The organism is Rhizomicrobium palustre (assembly GCF_011761565.1).
Lineage (GTDB): Bacteria > Pseudomonadota > Alphaproteobacteria > Micropepsales > Micropepsaceae > Rhizomicrobium > Rhizomicrobium palustre.
Map to the genome: position 1 here is coordinate 1,812,072 of NZ_JAASRM010000001.1, position 20,534 is coordinate 1,832,605.

At 57.1% G+C, this 20,534-nt stretch carries 18 protein-coding genes and 1 tRNA gene; 16 read left to right on the forward strand and 3 right to left on the reverse strand.

Translation table 11 applies throughout. The features are described from left to right. The first annotated feature begins 4 nt into the window (after positions 1–4). Positions 5–838, forward strand: coding sequence for a dienelactone hydrolase family protein (locus tag FHS83_RS08305; RefSeq protein ID WP_167082523.1), 834 nt, complete (start codon positions 5–7; stop codon positions 836–838). A gap of 76 nt (positions 839–914) precedes the next feature. On the opposite strand, the gene FHS83_RS08310 is transcribed toward FHS83_RS08305, so the two are convergent. Continuing rightward, on the reverse strand, positions 915–2,087 hold the full coding sequence (locus FHS83_RS08310; protein WP_167082524.1) for a hypothetical protein: 1,173 nt from the start codon (positions 2,085–2,087) through the stop codon (positions 915–917). Between the two features lie 241 nt (positions 2,088–2,328). Here FHS83_RS08310 and FHS83_RS08315 point away from each other — a divergent pair. Continuing rightward, a tRNA-Arg gene (locus FHS83_RS08315) sits at positions 2,329–2,405 on the forward strand. A gap of 126 nt (positions 2,406–2,531) precedes the next feature. Here the strand turns inward: FHS83_RS08315 and FHS83_RS08320 are convergent. Together FHS83_RS08320 and FHS83_RS08325 are read right to left on the reverse strand one after the other, a co-directional pair. Continuing rightward, on the reverse strand, positions 2,532–3,191 hold the full coding sequence (locus FHS83_RS08320) for a helix-turn-helix transcriptional regulator (RefSeq protein WP_167082525.1): 660 nt from the start codon (positions 3,189–3,191) through the stop codon (positions 2,532–2,534). Between the two features lie 395 nt (positions 3,192–3,586). Continuing rightward, positions 3,587–4,126: a PAS domain-containing protein gene (locus FHS83_RS08325; protein ID WP_167082526.1), complete on the reverse strand. Its 540-nt coding sequence runs from the start codon at positions 4,124–4,126 to the stop codon at positions 3,587–3,589. An 858-nt stretch (positions 4,127–4,984) separates the two neighbouring features. Here FHS83_RS08325 and FHS83_RS08330 point away from each other — a divergent pair. From FHS83_RS08330 to FHS83_RS08395, 14 genes are all read left to right on the forward strand, one after another. Then, positions 4,985–5,776 (forward strand): Crp/Fnr family transcriptional regulator, encoded by a 792-nt coding sequence (locus FHS83_RS08330; RefSeq protein WP_167082527.1) that lies wholly within the window; start codon positions 4,985–4,987, stop codon positions 5,774–5,776. 208 nt (positions 5,777–5,984) lie between these two features. Beyond that, on the forward strand, positions 5,985–6,782 hold the full coding sequence (locus tag FHS83_RS08335; RefSeq protein WP_167082528.1) for a metallophosphoesterase family protein: 798 nt from the start codon (positions 5,985–5,987) through the stop codon (positions 6,780–6,782). 59 nt (positions 6,783–6,841) lie between these two features. Then, positions 6,842–7,489: a polysaccharide biosynthesis/export family protein gene (locus FHS83_RS08340; protein ID WP_167082529.1), complete on the forward strand. Its 648-nt coding sequence runs from the start codon at positions 6,842–6,844 to the stop codon at positions 7,487–7,489. A gap of 266 nt (positions 7,490–7,755) precedes the next feature. Then, positions 7,756–8,382, forward strand: a complete 627-nt coding sequence (locus FHS83_RS08345; protein ID WP_167082530.1) for a hypothetical protein — start codon at positions 7,756–7,758, stop codon at positions 8,380–8,382. A 42-nt stretch (positions 8,383–8,424) separates the two neighbouring features. After that, complete coding sequence (locus FHS83_RS08350) at positions 8,425–9,702, forward strand: outer membrane beta-barrel protein (protein WP_167082531.1); 1,278 nt, start codon at positions 8,425–8,427, stop codon at positions 9,700–9,702. A 48-nt stretch (positions 9,703–9,750) separates the two neighbouring features. Continuing rightward, on the forward strand, positions 9,751–11,985 hold the full coding sequence (locus FHS83_RS08355) for a GumC family protein (RefSeq protein ID WP_243846197.1): 2,235 nt from the start codon (positions 9,751–9,753) through the stop codon (positions 11,983–11,985). A gap of 130 nt (positions 11,986–12,115) precedes the next feature. Beyond that, positions 12,116–12,625 carry a hypothetical protein gene (locus FHS83_RS08360; protein ID WP_167082533.1) on the forward strand — a complete coding sequence of 170 codons (510 nt, stop codon included), beginning with the start codon at positions 12,116–12,118 and terminating at the stop codon, positions 12,623–12,625. Then, positions 12,622–14,052, forward strand: a complete 1,431-nt coding sequence (locus FHS83_RS08365; RefSeq protein WP_167082534.1) for an O-antigen ligase family protein — start codon at positions 12,622–12,624, stop codon at positions 14,050–14,052. The genes FHS83_RS08360 and FHS83_RS08365 overlap by 4 nt, the downstream gene beginning before the upstream one ends. Positions 14,053–14,288: 236 nt before the next feature. After that, positions 14,289–15,839, forward strand: a complete 1,551-nt coding sequence (locus tag FHS83_RS08370; protein WP_167082535.1) for an exopolysaccharide biosynthesis polyprenyl glycosylphosphotransferase — start codon at positions 14,289–14,291, stop codon at positions 15,837–15,839. 203 nt (positions 15,840–16,042) lie between these two features. Then, complete coding sequence (gene rfbB, locus FHS83_RS08375) at positions 16,043–17,116, forward strand: dTDP-glucose 4,6-dehydratase (RefSeq protein ID WP_167082536.1); 1,074 nt, start codon at positions 16,043–16,045, stop codon at positions 17,114–17,116. Beyond that, positions 17,109–18,011: a dTDP-4-dehydrorhamnose reductase gene (rfbD, locus tag FHS83_RS08380; protein WP_167082537.1), complete on the forward strand. Its 903-nt coding sequence runs from the start codon at positions 17,109–17,111 to the stop codon at positions 18,009–18,011. Before rfbB ends, rfbD begins: the two co-directional genes overlap by 8 nt. Beyond that, positions 18,008–18,886: a glucose-1-phosphate thymidylyltransferase RfbA gene (gene rfbA, locus FHS83_RS08385; protein ID WP_167082538.1), complete on the forward strand. Its 879-nt coding sequence runs from the start codon at positions 18,008–18,010 to the stop codon at positions 18,884–18,886. Before rfbD ends, rfbA begins: the two co-directional genes overlap by 4 nt. Before the next feature lie 120 nt (positions 18,887–19,006). Next, a complete protein-coding gene (gene rfbC / locus FHS83_RS08390; RefSeq protein WP_167082539.1) occupies positions 19,007–19,603 on the forward strand; it encodes a dTDP-4-dehydrorhamnose 3,5-epimerase in 597 nt (198 codons plus the stop codon). Beyond that, positions 19,603–20,523 (forward strand): SDR family oxidoreductase, encoded by a 921-nt coding sequence (locus tag FHS83_RS08395; RefSeq protein WP_167082540.1) that lies wholly within the window; start codon positions 19,603–19,605, stop codon positions 20,521–20,523. Before rfbC ends, FHS83_RS08395 begins: the two co-directional genes overlap by 1 nt. The last annotated feature ends 11 nt before the right edge of the window (positions 20,524–20,534 follow it).

Consider the following 20,534-nt stretch of genomic DNA (forward strand, 5'->3'; position numbering starts at 1 on the left):
TGCCATGACCGATAGACGGGCCTTCATCGCCACCGGACTTGTTTCAGGCTTCACCCTCGCAGCGGGGCCGATCAACGCTGCCGCCATTCTCACCGATACCGCCGGGCTCGAAGCCGGTGAGGTCTCTATCAAGGTAGGTGATGGGCGGGTTCCCGCCTATCGCGCCCGGCCCAAGGATAAAACCCATGCGCCGGTCATCCTGGTGGTGCAGGAGATTTTCGGGGTGCATGAGTTCATCAAGGATGTCTGCCGCCGCCTGGCGCATCAGGGCTATTACGCCGTCGCGCCTGCGCTCTATGCCCGCTATGGCGACCCCGGCAAATACGACATGAACCATATCGAGCAGCTTATTTCCGATGTGGTGAGCAAGGTGCCCGATAACGAGGTGATGGGCGATCTCGACGCCGCCGTGGCTTTTGCCAAGGGCGAGGGCGCCGATACAGCCAAGCTCGGCATCACCGGCTTTTGCTGGGGCGGGCGGATCGTCTGGCTTTATGCCGCGCATAATCCCCGGGTGAAGGCTGGTGTGGCTTGGTATGGCCCCTTACGCGGCAAGACCGATGCGCTTCATCCCAAAACCGCCATCGAACTCGCGCCCCAGATTCACGCCCCTATCCTTGGCAATTACGCGGGCAAGGATATGGGTATCCCGATCGTGGACGTCGCCGAGATGCGCGAGGCCCTTGCCAAGGGCGGCAATACGAAATCCCGCATCGATATTTTTGAAGCCTCCCAGCACGGTTTCTTCGCCGATTATCGCGGCTCTTATAATGAAGCCGATGCCAAGACCGGCTGGGCCCACGCCCTGGCCTGGTTTGCCGAGAACGGTGTGAAATAGGCGTCCGATACACACCAGATACAAAAAAGGCGGACAGGAAATCCTGCCCGCCTTTCTTATTGGTTTGTTGCCCGGCTTAGCGGACGAACACCCGCACTTCCGTTGAGGTGGAGGTCGGGTCGGTCTGCGAGGCAACCGCCAGACGCGCCGCCGGCACGCCCATGTCCGTCATGGAGCGCAGCACATCCTGGGCGTGGCGATGGGCCGTGGTCTGGGCAAGCTGCACCGCGCTGGTCGTGCCGCGGGTGGGCGACACCGCCACGATGGAGAAGGCCGCGCCGGGGCGTACTTTCAGGGTTTCGGTCAGCGCCGCGTAGAGAATCTGCTGATAACTCACGTCCGGCTTATCAAACTTGATCACCACCAGCGGGGTGGAGGAGGCGGGATAGGCCGCGCGCGGGCCGCTTGCCATGGCGGTGCTCAGCATCGGGGAGCTGAGATCGGCGCCATAGAGCTCGCCATTCTTGATGGCGCTCGCAAGCGTCGTCAGGTTGGCGCGTTCGTTGGCGACGTAGGCGGTCTGGCGCTGCAGGTCCGCCGAAACATCGCCGAGCAGGCGATCGATCAGCACGATGGACTGGTTGGTCTCATCCTGCAGAACGCGAAGCTGGCGGTGGTCTTCATCGACCGCGCCGGAGACATTGAAGGTCGCCGCAATCTGGTCGAGGGCATAATGGGCGGTCGAGGCATCGCTTGCCACCGCGCCCGCCAAGGCGTTCAGGGAATTGATGTTGCCAGCGAGCTGGTCGAGGGCGGATTGGGCCCGGTTCCATTCGGCGACGAGTTCCGGGTTGCCACGGGTCGTGCCGATCTGGAGGCGGCTGGTGATCTTGGCCCGTGATTCGTAATAGGTAGCGGCGGCGCTGGCGCCCGAGCCGCGCAGGTCGTTATAGCGCTGGGCATTCGAGACGAGCGTGCTTTGCAGACCAGAGACCTGGGCGCGAAGGCTGGCCGCCGTCTTGGAAACGGCCGTGCCGGTATCGGAACCAGGTTCAATGGTTACGGGTGTAATGGTCACAGCCTGCCCCGAGCTGGCCAATATGGGGGCAGAATTGACCGCCGAAGGGGTCGCCGCAGGCCGGGCGACAACCGGGCTGGCGCTGGCTGTGTCGGGCGCGGAGCCCGAATCACCGAACAGCATCGAATCAACATCGGAGCAGCCCGCGAGCCCCACCACCAAGGTCAGGGCACCCAAAATCCGCGTAGAAACGCCAGAAGTCGTTGCCCGCCCGCGCAATTTCGCCGTCATTGCCGCTCTCCAAATCCGCTCGCGCTGCTTGGCGCGGCGATATTTCCAGCCCGCTTGCGCCTTCAAGACGCAAGGCCGAGGGAAGTCTTAACCACCGCTGGCCCTGGGGACAAGGGCCGAAAGTGCGGCTTTCTGGGGAGTTTTCCGGTGGTTACATGGCAAATCGCGACAGAATGCAAAGTGCGTAACGAGTGCTTGCGTTTCTCATCAGACATGAATAGGTTCCGCGCCCTGTCGCGATGCACCCGTAGCTCAGCTGGATAGAGCACCAGACTACGAATCTGGGGGCCAGAGGTTCGAATCCTTTCGGGTGCGCCACGACATCTCCTGAAACAGGACCGACGTGTTTTCAGCCCCCGTATGGGGGTGTCGGCTGTTTTCGGCTGCTTTGATCTCTCCCGGCAAATTAAGGTGCAGCACCGGCGCGGCCGTCTGGGGGCATATTCACGTCTCGAGGGCGTTTCGCGGCCCGTTCTGCCTGTGGCTGGCGCGAGATCCGGCTCGCCGCCGCACGCGGTAGCTCGGGTATTCGCCCGCCGTGAAGCCTGGAAAAGACAGTAAGGCCTGAATCGCCTGCGCTTGGCGATTGATGTCCATTTTGCGGAACATGCTCTTCAGCTCGGAGCGGATGGTAGAGATGGTCCGTCCAAGGCTTTGCGATATCTCGGTAACGGATTGGCCTTGCAGCAGCCGCTCGGCGACCCGCCTCTCGGCTTCGCTGAGGCCGAAGACCGCCTCGGCCTGATCAAGATAATGCTCGGCGCTATAGGCCGTGTCTTTCAGAATGATCAGAGCCTCGGCTCTTTCGCCATCCGGCGAAATCTGAATCTCCACCGGCAGGATCTGGACGAGCTGGGGGCCCTTGCCATTGCGGCGCGTCGCCAGCATCAGGAAGGCATCCGATTCATTGGGCGCCTCCCCCCGCACGGCCGCGCCGATCAGCTTTTGGAGTTTTTTATGCTCAGTATGGCGCCCCACGGCGAGGTGCCCGTCCTTAATAAAAAGGCCGTCCTTTTGCTCCAGAATGGTTTTAGCGGGTTGATTGGTCCACAGCACGCGTCCGCTTACATCCGTCAGGACTAGCCCTAGCAGGGTCCTGAGCATCAACGCCTGCCCAACACGCATCTCCAGGTCGGGGCATCGAAGGTGTCGTAATTTATCACTGGATGTCATGCAGCAATACGTTCGCGCGGAGAGTGGCAATGCTCCCCAGGTACGGATTTTGACTTCGTCACGGATGTAGGCGCCAACGGAAGTTTGCGATTACGTACTATTGTATAGTCCTTCAATCTGTGTTTGATAAGCTGTCCTTGGGAATACTGTAATGGCAAGTCGCCGCAACCCGCGACTGCCAATCCTGGTGACTATGTCTAGCGGCGGTTCGTTCTGTACACGGATGAAATCCGTGCCGCTTGTTCCATAATGGTGCGCAGCGAATATGACGGGGCTGCGCTGCCGCCGATCATCACGCAAAATATCTCACCCTGAAGAGTATGGTTCTAGTGCGGGGCTATCCGCATTCCCATAGGCTGCGCGATAGGTTGAGGAGGGTGCGCGGGGATATCGGTACCATGGATCAGCCGTTGAGACAGTATATGTCCCGAATAGGAGCGGCGTTGCGGGTTGGTGAAATGCGTGGCCCCGATAAATCGCACTGGCCCCTGATCGCGGAAGGTGAGCGGGGCGATGATGGTCTCGAGCGGGGCAAAGCCGAGGATCGAATGCTCCGCCCGCGTATGAAGATATAGCGCAGAGCCGATCTCCTGACAGCGCCGTAATAAGGCCAATACGTTCGGGCGTGACTGGTCATCAAAGCGATCTGTGAAAGCCGTTCCGCGCAACTCCCGTCCATATCGCTCACAAAGCATCGTTCCTGCGAGGCTATACGTGATACCGACCTCCCCCTGCACATCAAGAAGGAATACCACGGGCAAGATGGATTTAAGCGCCTTCGGCTCGATCGCGTCCCTCGACGGAATTGTGCCAACTCGGCACAGAGATCGCCAATATTCCAATAAGATCTTGCTCGCCTTCTCCATTACGGAAAACCTTGTCTAGAGATGCTCGTGGGACGCCTGCTTAAAGCTATGTGGGTGCCAATCTTTCGAGGGCTGTGCCTTCCTCACTGAATCCTATTCGCCAAAAAGATCGAGACCTTCTAGAGTAGGGCGATTTCCCGCCATCAGGCGGAGCATTCATCGGGACAGCACCGACTATACGAATGCTTTGCGTATCAGCGTGATCCACGCGATGTCTTCCGGCCTTCCACCGTCACGACAACGTAATATTTGCCAAGGTGGCAATAATCATGAAGGCTACGCTGAGCCTGCTGCATCGTCTGTCAGGTGTAAGACAGAGTTGAGAATATATTTGGCATGGGAAGAATTCCCTGTGAGCCCGCATTCATTCCGTAGACGGCTCAATTCATCCTGAACCGGATTGTACGGCTGGTTTGGCTTCTGGCCCAACTTTAGTGTTCTACTTCTCGCGCTGCTGGAAAACGTTGCACCTGTTCGCCTAATGTTTGAACAACTGCCTATTTTGGCAATGCAATGTCGCCTAGCTTGCGCGCGGAGAGGCCAGTGCACGACGTTGTGGCTTGCCTAGTTCACTAATTTTTTTCGTCGCCAAGATGACATTGCGTTTTGCGCCAAAATCATCTTGTGGTTGTCGTGCCAGAAATAATTGCGGCGCAAAGTTTTCCTTCTCTCGCAGCGATTTTTGCTACTTGCGGAGTTTGGATGGGGCGATGAACCGTGTACGGACATCTGCCCATTTGGATGAGCGGCAAGGCCATAGATTTGTCGGCTAGACGACGTTGTATCGCGTTTTCCATTTTGACTTAAATCAGAGTTTGTCTATTTGAAGAGACTGCGGGGAAACCTAGGGGCCAAACTTTGTCTCGTAATTTGCTAAGTATCCTGGAGTTGCCGCAAAACCAGCGTCTGTTATCGAGCTTTTATCGTGTTAAAATTCCTAGCGGCTCGTCTTTAAGCAAAGCGCATACTGTTGAGCCTGTCGTTGCTATTCTTATTTCGGGACAGATTCGCGCGTATTTGAGCGTTGAAGGCCAAGAACTCACGATTTTCCGCGCTGTTGAGCGGGGAGAACTGGTTCATCTCAGCGCCGATCTAATCTTGCGCGCCCGGCGCAGCTCCGAACTACTCCTTATGCCGCGCGAAGCTTTTTTGAAGCTGATGGCGACAGATCCTGATTTCTTCTGGTCGGCCTATCCATGGCTTGAGGCGCGCTTGGCGCAAGCTTTACGCATTATTGTGGATATTCGGTTCCTGGATGTCAGGACGCGCGTGATCCGCTTCATCATTGATCTGTGTACCGAGCGCGGAACGAAAGTCTTGGACGGCACATCGATTCCCTTCGATTTCAAGATCGAGGACGTAGCGAGTATTATTGGCTCTTCCCGCCAATCGGCATCGCAGGTGCTCAATGAACTCATCCGTGAGCGCTTGTTGCGGCGTGTTTCGCGTACGCAGCTCATTGTGCCGGACGTTGACAAACTGGCGTCACAGTTAACGAGCATAAAGATAGCACGTCACAAACCCGCGACAGGCGGGAGTGAAAGAGGTGGGCGCTTGACGGTTGGGTGTGGGACAACTGCGCATTCGCCAAGCTCGTCGCACGGATTGCGCCGAGAACCGCGGGGCAAGAGCGCAAGACCACAAGTCTAAGCGGGATCTCTAGTGGGGGCATGAGCCCCTATCTCGCGGTGCTTTGTATTATCTGCCTATCGATGGTTTAGGTAAGCGTAGTCATCACCTTATACATGATTGGTCTTGGGAAATATCCGCAGACGATGTTGTCTTCTGTATCGCATGCGATACGCGGTTGATGTGATCGGGATCCCTGGTGCGCCACACTGGCGAATTAGAGAGTTAAATGCGGGCGGTGAACGGCGACGAACCTCAACGCAAAGACTGGATTACCCGGCTATTTGGTGCTCCTGCGTTGCGCGCCAGGGTTCCAGACAGCACAGTTGTTTACGCTATCGGGGACGTCCACGGACGTTTCGACCTATTATACCAACTTCTGCTCAAGATTTTCGCGATGCCCAAGGCGGAACGCAATGTTCTGATCTTTCTGGGTGATTATATTGATCGTGGTCCATCCTCTCGTGAGGTGATTGAACTTCTCCTCCGTCTTAAGGTGCCGGGCTGGGAAATCATCCCGCTGGCGGGCAATCACGAAATCTCGCTGCTCGAGTTTCTGCAGAATCCGGCCATCTATCCCGCATGGAAGACGTATGGCGCAGACCTCACGCTGCTCAGCTATGGTGTCCGCCCGCCCGTACTATCAAATGACATCGCGCAGGTGCATGCCGAGTTTGTGGCGAAGTTTCCCAAGGGGCATGCAGAGTTTTTATCGAGTCTGCAGCATGCACATACTGAGGGGGACTATTTCTTTGTCCATGCTGGCGTGCGTCCGGGCGTGGCGCTGGAAAAGCAAAGCTCTGAAGATTTGCTTTGGATTCGTGAAGAGTTCTTGGCCTGCGAGCGGAGTTTTGGAAAAGTGATTGTGCACGGGCACACGCCCTGCGAAGCGCCGGTTGTACTTCCCAATCGCATCGGCATTGATACGGGCGCTTATGCAAGCAATCGGCTCACAGCCATCAAACTGTATGCTGATAAATTGTCGTTTTTGTCGGCTGACGACAATAATTCCACGCCCGCCGCCTAGGATTATTGGTAAAGATCGCGCGAAGAGCCAGATGAAAGTATCTCTTGGTGCGGGATAGCATGTCGTCGGTATTTGCCTTGCTTTGGCGCGTGGTCTTTTGCTTTGCTCTGGCGTCCGCCGTTTTTATGGCGTCGTCAGATGTTGCTTTCTGTCAGGATCTGCCTGGTCCTAGTACGGCCATGCGACAACCTGCGGCTCAGGCACAACCGGCTCCAAATGCTTTCAGCGCTGCGGCGCCTATTGTTGACGAACATTACCGTCTTGGCACTGGCGACAAGCTCAAGGTCACTGTCTATGGCGAGGACGACCTCAGTGGAGAATTCCTCGTGGACGGCTCCGGCCAGGTTCAGCTTCCGCTGATTGGTCAAGTGCGTGCAGCTTCGCTAACGATCCATGAGTTCGTCAACGAAGTCGCCGGGGCCCTCAAGGGTGGTTATCTGAACGACCCCAAGATTAATGTTGAGGTTCTCAACTATCGCCCATTCTATATCATCGGCGAGATCAATAAGCCGGGTGAGTATCCTTACGAAAACGGTTTGAATGTGCTCGGTGCGATCGCTCTGGCAGGTGGCTACACCTATCGGGCCAACGATAAGGACATCTATGTCCGTCGGGCTGGAACCGATCAGGAAGTCGTTCTGAAGGCGAGCACCGCAACCCGCGTTTATCCGGGTGATATCATTCGTGTTGCTGAGCGCTTGTTCTAGCCGTTCGGTTTTCTTTCATCGGCTTGGCGCAGTGGTATGCAGTGCATATCTAAGCGACTTCGCATGAATGCTTGCTTGTTTTGCTGTGCATTCGCTGTGCACGCTTGGCATAAAACTGAGCAGTTATCTTTATAGAAATTTCATATGTCGCCTTGGCGATGTTTCTTCGAATTGCGGGTACATCAGAGAGAGCTGCGCTGTTATGTAGTTAATGGGCTCGCGTTTCGCTTTCTGTGGTAGGCGCGATACGATCTGGAGTAACAGCGATGCGTCAAACAAAACGGAATAAAGCGGTCGCAGTTTTTTCTGCCGGTCTACTGACCGCCGCCGTAGTGGCCTTGCCGGCAACGGCACAAGCGGTGTTCGGAGCCGCGCAGATTGCAGCCGTGCAATCGCTGCTGCGCAATGCGCTCAAGCTCGCAAAGACGGAAGATGAGCAGCAGCTTGCCATTGCCGCTGCGCACCGCGAAGCGATTTCTATCTATGGCCATGAAGCGTCAAGAGCCATTACTTCGGCAATCATCAGCACGGCCGAGAGGGATCAGGTCGGAGAGTGCACGATCGGGCGTGGCCTTGGGTCGGCCGCGGCGAATGTTGCGCTGACGCGCCCGGCGGTTGCCGGTGAAATTGCGTCCTCTCTGGCTAATGAAGGTAAAGGGTTGGAGCGAAACTGCTTCCAGCAGAAGGTTCGCGAGCAGGGCTTGGTGGAACTCGCAGAAGTCGCGGCCCAGCCACCCGGCGTGACCGGCAGCACCGGTACAACGGGGGCGACTGGGGGAATTGGCGGTAGCGGCGGCCGCGGTGGTGCGATCGGTGGCATTGGTGGGGGCTTCTCCGGCGGCGGCACGTCCGGTGGTGGTGGCTGCCTCAACCCGTCCTGCACCAAGCTCTAAGCTTATAATCGAAACGGATAGATGAGGCGAGTGGGATTTCGGATGAAGTTGGTGGGGCTGAATATTTCGGGCAGCATCGTGGCTTGCCTTCTCGCTTGTGCGTCTTACGCAAACGCTGCGGCTCCTGATTACGTTGATCTGACGGCGCAAGATGTTGGTGTGATGGAGCGAGCGCGGCCTGCTTATGATGCCAAGGGCATCCCGATGGGTGGCTTCCGGCTTTTCCCCAATCTCGATACCAAGTCATCTTACGACGACAACGTTTTTAAAACCTCTTCGCCAGTTTCGGACTGGTTCTTCACGATCTCTCCGACTCTCCGCCTGCAATCGCAGTGGGGGCGTCATTTCCTAGAGGTCTATGGCGGCTCGAATGTCTATCAATACGCGACCCAGACGGGCCAAAATTTGGCCGACTGGCGCGTAGGTACGGACGGGCGTGTTGATATCTCGCGCGCCGCCAATGTGAGCATGAATACCTATTACGAGCATCAGCACGAATTGTGGTCCGCGCCGAACTCCACGGGCTTTCAGGCCGCGCCGAACCAGTACTTCCACGCCCATGCTGAAACTGTTGCGGATTATCAGCCGAATAGGTTGGGTTTTGGCGCTGGCTTTGCATTCGATAACTACAATTGGCAGACCACGCCGATGATCGGTGGCGGCAAGCTCTTCAATGAGGACCGCAATCAGGATGCCTATCACGCCTATGCAAAAGTCTATTACGATTTCTCGCCGGGCTATTCTGGGTATCTGAAGGCTAGCTATGACGAGCGCGATTATGCCAATCTCTTCGATCGCACTGGCTCGGACCGTTCTTCGCATGGCTATCGCCTCGATGGCGGTGTGAACGTCAAAATCTCGCATCTGGTGTCGGGCGAGGTGTTCGTCGGGTATCTGCAGCAGAACTACGCCCAGCATATCGGCGTGCCGCTGAAGGACATCAGCGGGTTCGATTACGGTTTGCAGCTTGATTGGTATCTATCACCCAATTTGACCATGCATGTCAGCGGTGAGCGCACCCTGGAAGATGTGGTCCTTGCCGGCATTTCCTCCGCAGATAACCGACGTGTGGCTATGGGCCTGGATTACGAATTCCGCCCGAATATCATTCTGCAGCTCGGCGGGGTGTACAACAACGTTGCCTATGCCGGTTCTAATCGAACCGATGAAGTCCCCGGTGTGAATGTCGGCATCAAATACCTCATCAATCGTTATGCCAGCCTCAACTTTGCATACGATTATGGCAGCCGGTCATCGAATCTCGGCGCGTTCAACTACCATGATAACACCGCGAGTGTTGGCCTCTCTCTGCATATCTGACGTTGTTATTCCTGGCGGTAAGTGCCGTCGATCACAGCAGTTTGAGTCATGAACATCCAGACGTCATTTGCAGCCACGAACGTGGCCGGTGCACCGCTGCCTTCCGAACCCCGCGAGACGGGAAGTGGGGGGCCAAACCTCCACGATCTCCTGCGCATCGTTCGGGTGCGCAGAAAGATTATCCTGGGGACGGCTGCCATTGTCGTCGCACTGGTTACTGTGGCGGTGATGGAGATGACGCCGCTCTATACTGCGACGGCTGTTGTCATGCTGGACCAGCGCAAGCACAATCTCGAAGACAGTGTCGCGCTGTTCTCTGGTCTGCCGGCTGATCAGTCCACCATACAGAACCAGATTCAGATTCTGACGTCACTGGAACTCGGCGGGCGCGTAGTCGACAAGGAAAAGCTGCGCGACGACCCGGAGTTTAATCCCGCCCGTGGCGCGTTGCCGTCCTTCTTATCAACCCTCAATCCCGCGCATTGGTTCGGGATGCGCAAGACAGAAGCGGACGCCCAACAGCTTGATGCCGAGCGATCTGCGGTTATCCATCGTTTCCTGGATCGTGTTTCGGTATCGCAGATCGGCCTTTCCACGGCCATGAACGTCTCGTTCCGCTCGGATAACCCGCGCAAAGCCGCGCGTCTCGCCGCCGCCATCGCCAATGCTTATGTGGAAGATCAGCTAGAGGCGAAATTCCAGGCCACGCAAAAAGCGACGCAGTGGCTATCGGGGCGCATTTCCAACCTCTCCAAGGAAGCCCAGCTCGCGGACGCAGCGGTTCAGCAATATAAGGCCGAGCATAATATCACTACCACCGCCAATGGTGTTTCCGTGGTCGATCAGCAGATCGCCGATATCAACGGCAAGCTGGTGGCGGCGCGAACGGAAATGGCGGAATTGCAGGCTAATTACGATCGTCTGCTGGCGCTTGCAAAAAACGGCAAGGCTTCTGACTCCGCCCAAGTTCTTGCTTCGCCGTTGATCGCAAATTTGCGTGCGCAGGAAACCCAGTTGACAAGCCAGATGGCCAATCTGGCCTCCAAATATGGCCCGCGCCACCCAAAGATGCTGGATCTCGAAGCGCAGCGCCAAACGCTGAGCGATAAGATCAACGAGGAAATTCAGCGCTTCGTATCTTCCGCGAAAAACGACGTTGATGTTGCGTCGTCTCACGTCGCCTCGCTCGAAGCCTCGCTCCGCCAAGCTGAGGCGCAGGGAGCTGGCCAGAACCAAGCCAATGTTCAGCTCACCGCCCTGCAATCGGCTGCGACTTCGGCGCGTGCGATGTATGAGGCATTCCTTGGGCGTTTGAACCAGACCCAGGGACAGGAAGGCATTCAAACGCCGGATGCACGCATCATTTCCAATCCGGAAGTGCCTGGAGCCCCGAGCTCTCCCAAAAAAGAACTGGCGATTGGCCTTTCGATTCCGGCCGGTCTGGTGCTCGGCTTTATCCTGGCCCTTATCATCGAACGGCTTGATATCGGTTTCCGCACCACGGCTGAGCTGGAAAGGTTGATGGGGGTGCCGGTACTCGCAACGGTGCCTGAAGTGGAACTGCTCACTGAAGGCGAGACTCCAGTGAAAGCTGCCGATCTCATCAGCACTAAGCCATTGTCGGCTTTTGCGGAGGCGGTGCGAGGCCTGCAGCTTGGTCTTAGCCTCTCCAATGTGGATGATTCGCCAAAGGTCATTCTGGTTTCGTCATCTGTACCCGGGGAAGGCAAGACAACTATCTCCCTGAGTTTGGCGAGAAGTGCGGCACGTGGCGGTCTGACAGCGGTGATCGTTGATGGCGATTTGCGCCGCCCTACGGTCGCAAAGGCTGTCGGGTTGACCGATATCCAGAACGGGATTGTCGAGACCTTGGCAGGCAAAGCGTCACTCACGGATTGCTTGTATAAAGATCCTCTCTCCAACGCTCTTGTGCTGCCTTGCTCGTCCATCCCGGCCAGCCCAACCGACGTCTTGTCCTCCAAGGCGATGCAAGGACTGGTTGCCCGGCTACGTGATGCTTTCGATCTCGTCATCATAGATACCGCGCCGCTCCTGCCGGTGAATGATGCGCGTATCCTGGGGCCGCTTGCGGACACCTGCTTGCTGGTCGTCCGGTGGGAGAAGACGCCGCGTGAAGCTGCTCTCAATGCTATGCGCCTGATTTCCGACACGCACACGCCGGTGGCAGGCATCGCGCTTGCCCGTGCAGATAACGAGCGGTTCCGCTATTACAGCTATGGCTATCAGAACTACTACAGCTACAGCAAATATTACTCTGGCTAATATAGGCACCAGCCTGTTGCTGTTGGCCGCAGTACTTTTGCTTGCGGCCTGTGGAGTTGTGCATTGGCGGAATGGCGTCGCGAATGACGGCGCTATTCCCGTGCCGGTCTATATGGTTTCGCAGCGGCCAATGCCGTCATTGGCCTACCGCCATGCCATTGATGCGCTGTCCGCTGCCAATCCGAAGGACGGGATCGCGGCGATCGCGGCAGCGGAAGCTGCCTTGCGCGCGGGATTGCCGCGTGGCGAGGTGATTTCGAGAGTACGCAAGGGTCTTACCGCTGAGCCGGCTTCCGCACGTGGCTGGCTTGTTTTGGCGGAGGCCCTCACACCAACCAATAAGCGCATGGCGGCGGAAGCTCTCTCGCAATCTCTTATGCTTGCGCCACATGAATTCTGGCTGGCTGGACCACAAAGCGTCGATGCTGCCGCGTTATGGCCTGATCTTGATGGCGACACACAGCAAGCCGCGTTGCGAAATGCCCGCCAGCTTTGGGATTATCCGCCTTTGCGTGAACACTTTTTTGCAGTCGCTGATACGCCTGGCGCGGCGTCGGTTCTCAACCGGGCGTTTTCCGCCGACGAAATCCGATACATAAACCGGTGGGGTCTTCTTCACGAAATGGGCCGGGCTCCATGAATGATCGGGCGGCACTGCTGGCAAGCGTGACAGAACGCTTCCAGTCGTTTTTGCGCGGCACCGCGCTCATCGTTTTCCTGGCTGCGCTTATTTGGGCGCCATTCCCTTTAGGTGGCGCTATCGCTTGGGCTTATGGCGTTCAAGCTTTGCTTATTGCTTTGAGCGCAGCATTTTGGCTCACAGGCGCGCTTGGCTCCGATGAGTATCTCGTTCGCGGTAATAGAAGCATTTTTCTGCCTTTCGTGTTGATGCTGGGGACGCTTGCTTGGGCGGTCGTTCAAATTTTGCCCGGTATGCCGCAAGCCTGGATTCATCCGGTCTGGCAAATGGCAGCGGGAGCACTGCATCTTTCCCTGGCGGGAACAATTTCGCTTAATCCCTGGCGAGGCGAAGCGGAGATCGTCAAGCTTTCGAGCTATGCTCTTGCTGCTTTTCTCGCTTTCCGTATGAGTCGCGATGCGCGCTGGGCAGCAATTTTGCTGAATGCCGTGATTGCGATTGGCGCACTCTATGCCGTTTATGCGTTTGCGCTGGATCTGCTCGGATATCAGCAGGCTAATCTTTTCTACGCGGTGCCATATCAGAGCCAATGGCTTTCCGGACCGTTCATGTCGCATAATTCCTTTGCGACCTTTGAAGCGATGGCTGCCATTGCGGCGGTTGTTCGCCTCTTTTCGGTCCTGAGCGAAAAGGCCACGCCGGGGCAGAGCCTGGTCAAGCGCCTAATCTCGGCGCTCCAGTTTTGTACCGGCCGTGGCGCACCGTTGACCTTCGCCTTCCTTCTCACCTTTGGCGCGGTTGCCGCGTCCGCATCTCGCGGAGGGCTCGCTGCGACCGCGATAGGTTTTGTGGCTATCGCCATGGCATCGCTGCCTTTTGCGCGTACGCGCGCGGCGCGCCTTGCGTCCATATCCGTGTTCATCTTCACTTTCCTTGTCATGGGTGCGCTCGTATTTTTTGGGGATAGCCTCGCCGCCCGTCTCGCTGAACCGTTCATTTTTGATGGAGGTGATAACCTCCGCCTCAGCATGTGGGATGCCGCGCTGCGCATGATCCAGGACGCTCCTATGCTCGGAATGGGGCTCGGAAGTTTCGAAGACGCCTACCCGATGTATGCCGTGCGCTTGTTTCCGGTGGTCATAGATAAAGCGCATTGCGACTACCTTGAATTCACGGCGGGGTTGGGCATTCCGGCAGCTTGCGCATGGTTTTTAGCTTTGCTGCTGATATTGCTGACCTGTCTTCGCGCGCTTTTTATCCGCCGCCGCAATCGCAGCTATGCACTTGCCGCTCTCGGTGCGATGTCAGTTGTTGCCGTGCATTCGACCGTAGACTTCAGTCTTCAGATGCCTGCGGTATCGCTCTTCTTCGCCACACTCATCGGCATTGGCTTGGGTCAAAGCCAGTCCACGCGATCGCGCTATTAGCATACAAAACATTTCGCACAATGCGCAGGCGTATGCTGCCTTCTCGCGCAATGCTGCCGGTTGCGTGCATTGCAGTGCTGTGACGGCTGTCTGTCAGCAGCGCGAATAATGTCCGGTAGCTGACGTCGCGCCGAATTAAGCTTCCGTTTACTCAGCGCTCTAGGTCAAAATGAACCTGCGGTTTTCTTGTATTTCTTGATCACTGGCCGGGTCTCAAAGAGCGGTAAGCGGAGCGGATGGACGCCAAGTTTCGCAATCATATGTCTTCTAGCCCAGACGGCGTAGCAGCCGTTTTAGCAGCGGGCTATTCATCACCGGCATATAAGAGCGTAGCGGCGCTGGATCATGTGCTATCCGAACAGGAACACATGCCGCCGCTGCCGGGGCGCAATGGAGTCTCGGCGCGTGAACTAAACTCAATACCTCAGTTCTTCGCCGATACGATATTCATTGTTGGGCTGACACTCGCGGTTGGTCTTCTTTGCCGCCCGCTTGGCTTTGAAGCGTCCGTTCCTTTGGCGAACTTCTCCAAGCTGGGGTTGGCACTTGCTGTCCTGTTTGGCGCTATCAGCCGTATTTCTCGCCAGCGCTTGGATGTTCGCCCGATTTCCGTTTCGGACCGGGCGAAGCAGGCAATGAAATGCTGGTGGGTTGCAATCACGCTCTTCGTGTTCTTCCTGGTCGCGTTCAAAGCCTCCTTCGGGGCCTCGCAATCCACACTCGTAGTACTTGGCTTGGTTGGGGCTCCGGTGCTCGCCTTTTGGCATGCTCTGTTGCCGCAACGCATGTCGCGGCTCATGGCAAGGGCGCGCAGCGGGCGCCAATGCATCATTATCGCGGATGCGGATGATCCATGGGCACGCGAACTCAGCACCGAGCTGCAGGATGCCGGGCAATCCGCCCCGAAAATCATCACCGGGCGCACGTCTTGTTCGCCGGCCGATTGGGCCAATGAGCTTCGCCGCATTCTCGATCACGTCACGGATGTGGCGGGCGATCTTGGCCCGGGCGACATTTATATCAGCGCGGGGCGTATAGGATCTGAGCGTCTTGCTGCCCTGAGCCGCGGATTAGCCCTCATTCCGCGCGCACTTCTGATCTTCCCACAGCCGCATCAGGCGAGCCTGGTGCAATATCAATCCGTTGTGGTTGGTCAGAAACTCGCTGTGGAAGTGCGTCGCGAGCCCTTGGGTGCCGTGCAGCGCGCGGTAAAGCGCAGCCTTGATATCGTAATTTCTGCCGCGGCGTTGGCCTTCCTGCTGCCTCTGTTTGTGGTCATTGGCATACTTATCGCAATGGACTCGCGCGGGCCGGTGTTTTTCCGCCAAACCCGTAATGGCTATCAAGGCAAGCCCTTTCGCATCTGGAAATTCCGTTCCATGCGCGTGCATGAGGATGGACCTGAGGTGAAGCAGGCGGTGCGCGGCGATCCGCGCGTTACCAAGGTGGGCGCTGTACTGCGCAAGACCAGCCTCGATGAGCTGCCGCAACTTATCAATATTCTTACAGGCGACATGTCGTTGGTGGGGCCGCGCCCGCATGCGCAAGCGCATGATGAGCTCTATTCCAAGCTCATTAAGCACTACGATATCCGCCAGCATGTGAAACCGGGGCTAACCGGTTGGGCGCAAGTCAATGGATTGCGCGGCGAGACCTCGAATATCGATCTCATGCGCCGCCGCGTGGAATACGACATTTGGTATGCGACGAATGCATCGGTCATCCTCGATCTCGAAATTCTGGTGAAGACCTTCGTCGCCATTTGGTTTCACAAGAATGCGTACTGATGGCTGGTCTCTGAAGATGTGTTGTTTGCCGCGGTATGCAGGTTGGCTGGGGTAGCCACAGATTACGGTTTTAGCAGGCTCGCTTCTGCGATGCGGAAGTGCGCAGCTTTGTCGAAAGTTGAACACAGATCAAACGTCGTTTGTCCCAAATGGCGGAAGGTTGATGGAGTGGAAATGTCGGTCCGCAAGATGGGAATGAGAACGTGACAATCCTTGTGACTGGTTGTGCCGGATTCATCGGCAGTAATTTTGTGTATTTGTGGGCTGGCGAGACGCGCGAGCAAATCGTCAATGTCGATAATCTCACCTACGCGGGCAATCCTGCCAATTTCGAGTCCCTCTCCAAAGATGCGAAGCATGTGTTTGTGCGCGGGGACATCGGCGACAAGGATTTGATCAGCGGCCTCCTTGCGCAATATAAGCCACGCGCGGTGCTGAACTTCGCCGCGGAATCTCATGTCGACCGCTCCATTCTCGGGCCGGGCCAGTTCATTCAGACCAATATATTGGGGACCTTCAATCTTCTCGAATGTGTGCGCGCATATTGGGGTGAGCTCGGCGAAGAAGATCGGGCCGCTTTCCGCTTCCTGCATGTCTCCACAGATGAGGTTTATGGCAGTCTCGAGCCGGAAGATCCGCCTTTCACGGAGGAAACGCCCTATCGGCCGAACTCGCCCTATTCCGCGAGCAAAGCTTCCAGCGATCATCTTGTGCGCGCTTGGTTCGGAACTTACGGGCTTCCAGTTCTGACGACCAATTGCAGCAATAACTACGGACCTTATCAGTTCCCAGAAAAGCTCATTCCGCTGGTCATCAATAACGCTCTGAGCGGCAAGACTCTGCCGATTTACGGCGACGGCCAGCAGGTACGTGACTGGCTTTATGTTGAGGACCACTGCCGGGCCATCATGAAAGTCCTCGCAGAGGGACGGCTCGGCGAGACCTATAACATTGGCGGTCGCAACGAAGTCGCCAACCTGACCGTGGTGAAGACGATTTGCGCTATCCTTGATGGCCTACGTCCTCGCGCGGACGGCAAAAGCTATGCGGAGCAGATCGCCTTCGTGAAGGATCGCCCGGGGCACGACCGGCGTTACGCCATCGATCAGACCAAGATTGAGCGCGAACTGGGCTGGAAGCCGCTGGAAAATTTCGAAAGCGGCATGATGAAGACGGTTCGTTGGTATCTCGAGCATGCCTCCTGGGTCGAAGGCGTCACCAGCGGCGCATATCGCAAATGGCTCGATCTGCAATACGAGAAGAAATCCAATGTCTGAGCCTGTGATCCTTTTGCTTGGAGCCAATGGCCAGGTTGGTCATGAGCTGCGCAAAACCCTTCCCGCGTTAGGCAAGGTTGTAGCGCTCGACTTCCCTGATGTGGACTTTACCCAGCCCACCAGCTTGCGCGCATTGGTGCGCGGCTACGCTCCGTCCATCATCGTCAACGCGGCCGCCTATACCGCAGTTGATAAGGCGGAATCGGAGCCGGCGACGGCCCATCTGATCAACGCAATCTCGCCGGCCGTGCTGGCAGAGGAAGCCGCTGCACTCGGTGCCACCCTGGTGCACTACTCCACGGATTATGTGTTTGATGGCAGCAAGGAAGGGGCTTACCGCGAAAGCGATGAGCCGTGCCCCCTGTCGATCTACGGCTGGACCAAATATCTCGGTGAGCGAGAGGTGGCGCGCAGCCCAAAGCATCTGATCTTCCGCACAAGCTGGGTGATCGGTGCGCATGGTGCAAATTTCGCCAAGACGATCCTACGCCTGGCGGCATCGCGCCAGCGGCTTACCGTGGTTGCTGATCAATTTGGCGCGCCCACCAGTGCGGCATTGCTAGCGCGCATGACCGCCGCCGCTTTGACGAAAATCGCGGAAGAGGACGGCGCACCGCGTTGGGGCCTTTATCACCTTGTCGCGAGCGGTGGCGAAAGCTGGAATGGCCTTGCCCGCCACATCGTGCGGCGCGCGCAGGAAGCCGGTGAAGCGCTCGAGCTCGCAGCGGAAGCTATCGAGCCGATCACGACCGCCGAATATCCGACGGCGGCTCGTCGTCCGGCGAATTCGCGGCTCGATACCAGCAAATTCAGTACAGCGTTCGGCTTATCTCTGCCCGACTGGAAACTGGGTATCGATGAAGTCTTGGATCAACTCGTGGGGTCACAGGCATGAGTACATCGACGCGCAAAGGCATTCTCCTGGCCGGCGGTTCCGGCACGCGCCTTTATCCGATCACGCAGTGCATCTCCAAGCAGTTGATGCCTGTCTATAACAAGCCGATGATCTACTACCCGCTCTCCACGCTGATGCTTGCGGGTATCCGGGACATCTTGCTGATCTCCACACCTCAGGACACGCCGCGCTTTTCGCAGCTCCTTGGGGATGGTTCCCAGTGGGGCCTGAACATCGAATATGGCGTGCAGGCCGAGCCCACGGGAATCGCGGAAGCCTTCTTGATCGGGCGGCGCTTCATTGCCGACGATCCATGTGCCCTGGTCCTCGGCGACAACATTTTTTATGGCCATGACATGCCAAAGCTGCTGCAGAGCGCCAGCGACCGCGACGAGGGTGCCAGCGTCTTCGCCTATCATGTCATGGATCCGGAGCGGTATGGCGTTGTTCAGTTTGATGCTGATCAACGCGCCGTCGATATCGAAGAAAAGCCGGCTAAGCCGAAATCCAACTATGCGGTCACCGGTCTTTATTTCTACGACAGGAATGTCTGCAACATCGCGGCCGCACTCAAGCCATCGCCGCGTGGCGAGCTCGAGATCACCGACGTCAACAAATGCTATCTCGAAATGGGCAAGCTCAATGTCGAGATCATGGGGCGCGGCTTTGCCTGGCTCGACACAGGAACGCATGAGAGCCTTCTGGAGGCCTCAAGCTTCATCTCCGCGCTCGAAACCCGCCAAGGCTTGATGGTGGCATGCCCGGAGGAAATCGCCTTCACCAAGCGGTGGATCGACGCCGAGGCTATCAACATCCTGTCGCGTCCGCTTCTGAAGACCGGCTATGGCCAATACCTTCAGCGCTTGATTGCTTGAGCGTGCGAGGGGAACTGCAGGTGCGGCCATCGCGCCCCCATCAACGAGATGTCCGCGCCTGCAGAATTAAAACTGAACTTTAGCCCTCCGTCTCGAAAGTGGCCGGGGATATCGCAAGGAATGCACATCGTGCCTTTTACCGTTACCGCAACCGAGCTTCCCGAGGTGCTTGTTCTCGAGCCCAAGGTTTATGGCGATGCGCGCGGTTTCTTCTTTGAGAGCTTCAACGCACGCGACTTCGAAGCTGCTACCGGCGTGAAGCGCAGCTTTGTGCAGGATAATCACAGCCGTTCGGTCAAGGGCGTGTTGCGCGGACTGCATTATCAGATCCAAAAACCGCAAGGAAAGCTGGTGCGCGTTGTCGAAGGGGAGGTCTTCGATGTCGCGGTGGATCTGCGCGCCAATTCCCCCAAATTCGGCTCTTGGACTGGCGTTCTGTTGAGCGCGGAAAACCACCGCCAGCTTTGGATTCCGGAAGGCTTTGCGCATGGCTTCCTGGTGCTCAGCGAGTCGGCGGAGTTTCTCTATAAAACAACCGAATTCTGGCACCCGGAACATGAGCGCACTTTGGTGTGGAATGATCCGGACGTTGCCATCGCCTGGCCCGAACACGGCGAGCCGCAGCTGGCGGCGAAGGATAAGGCGGGGGCGCTGCTCAAAGATGCAGACCGCTTTGAAGCTGAAGACAGCACCATTCATAATATGAGGCAAAACTGATGCGAATTTATTTGGCCGGCGTCGGCGGAATGCTGGGCGAGGCGCTTCACAAGGTACTTGGCGAAAAGCACGAATTGCTGTGCACGGATATCGACGTGAATGCGCCATGGCTGTCCTATAGCGATTTTCGCGACTTCGCCGATTACGAGAAGAATTTCTCGCGCTTTGAACCAGAAATCCTGATGCATATTGGGGCCCATACGGACCTGGAATACTGCGAGCGCAATCCGGATGACGCCTACCGCACCAATACGCTGTCGGTGAACCACGCCATCACGCTCGCGAATGCGCATGGCATTCCGCTGGTCTACATCAGCACGGCCGGCATCTTCGACGGCACCAAGGCGCTGTATGACGATTGGGATCAGCCCAATCCGCTCGGCGTCTACGCTCGAGCAAAATATATGGGTGAAGTGGAAGTGCTGGCTCGGGCCAATAAGCACTACATCTTCCGCGCCGGTTGGATGATGGGCGGCGGTCCAGCCAAGGACAAGAAGTTCATTTCGAAGCTGATGAAACAGCTTGCCGCCGGGGCGACGACGCTCAACATCGTTGACGACAAGCTCGGCACACCTACCTACACCATCGACTTCGCGCGCACCCTCGGCGCCATGGTGGAGACGCCCTATTACGGTCTCTACAATATGGTCTGCGGCGGCGAAACCGGCCGTCTGGAAGTGGCGGAAGAATTGATCCGCCTTCTGAAGCTCGAGAGCAAGGTTAAAATCAACTCTGTCCAATCCGAGTATTTCTCGTCGGAATATTTCGCGCCGCGCCCACCCTGCGAGCGTCTCTACAACTACAAGCTCAAGCTCCGCGGCATGGATTTGATGCGCGATTGGCGCGTGGCCCTGAAGGACTACATCGCCACCTATTACGCCGATCACGTCAAGCCATTCGCGCCTGACTACCAGCCCTAAAGGAGTATCCG

Bases quoted from the DNA above. Each gene is read 5' to 3' on its own strand.
- FHS83_RS08320 (WP_167082525.1), bottom strand. From the start codon at position 3,191: ATGCTCAGGACCCTGCTAGGGCTAGTCCTGACGGATGTAAGCGGACGC.
- FHS83_RS08310 (WP_167082524.1), bottom strand. From the start codon at position 2,087: ATGACGGCGAAATTGCGCGGGCGGGCAACGACTTCTGGCGTTTCTACG.
- rfbC (WP_167082539.1), top strand. From the start codon at position 19,007: ATGCACATCGTGCCTTTTACCGTTACCGCAACCGAGCTTCCCGAGGTG.
- FHS83_RS08395 (WP_167082540.1), top strand. From the start codon at position 19,603: ATGCGAATTTATTTGGCCGGCGTCGGCGGAATGCTGGGCGAGGCGCTT.
- FHS83_RS08345 (WP_167082530.1), top strand. From the start codon at position 7,756: ATGCGTCAAACAAAACGGAATAAAGCGGTCGCAGTTTTTTCTGCCGGT.
- rfbA (WP_167082538.1), top strand. From the start codon at position 18,008: ATGAGTACATCGACGCGCAAAGGCATTCTCCTGGCCGGCGGTTCCGGC.
- FHS83_RS08365 (WP_167082534.1), top strand. From the start codon at position 12,622: ATGAATGATCGGGCGGCACTGCTGGCAAGCGTGACAGAACGCTTCCAG.
- FHS83_RS08305 (WP_167082523.1), top strand. From the start codon at position 5: ATGACCGATAGACGGGCCTTCATCGCCACCGGACTTGTTTCAGGCTTC.
- FHS83_RS08335 (WP_167082528.1), top strand. From the start codon at position 5,985: ATGCGGGCGGTGAACGGCGACGAACCTCAACGCAAAGACTGGATTACC.
- FHS83_RS08350 (WP_167082531.1), top strand. From the start codon at position 8,425: ATGAAGTTGGTGGGGCTGAATATTTCGGGCAGCATCGTGGCTTGCCTT.
- FHS83_RS08340 (WP_167082529.1), top strand. From the start codon at position 6,842: ATGTCGTCGGTATTTGCCTTGCTTTGGCGCGTGGTCTTTTGCTTTGCT.
- FHS83_RS08360 (WP_167082533.1), top strand. From the start codon at position 12,116: ATGCCGTCATTGGCCTACCGCCATGCCATTGATGCGCTGTCCGCTGCC.
- FHS83_RS08325 (WP_167082526.1), bottom strand. From the start codon at position 4,126: ATGGAGAAGGCGAGCAAGATCTTATTGGAATATTGGCGATCTCTGTGC.
- FHS83_RS08355 (WP_243846197.1), top strand. From the start codon at position 9,751: ATGAACATCCAGACGTCATTTGCAGCCACGAACGTGGCCGGTGCACCG.
- FHS83_RS08370 (WP_167082535.1), top strand. From the start codon at position 14,289: ATGGACGCCAAGTTTCGCAATCATATGTCTTCTAGCCCAGACGGCGTA.
- rfbD (WP_167082537.1), top strand. From the start codon at position 17,109: ATGTCTGAGCCTGTGATCCTTTTGCTTGGAGCCAATGGCCAGGTTGGT.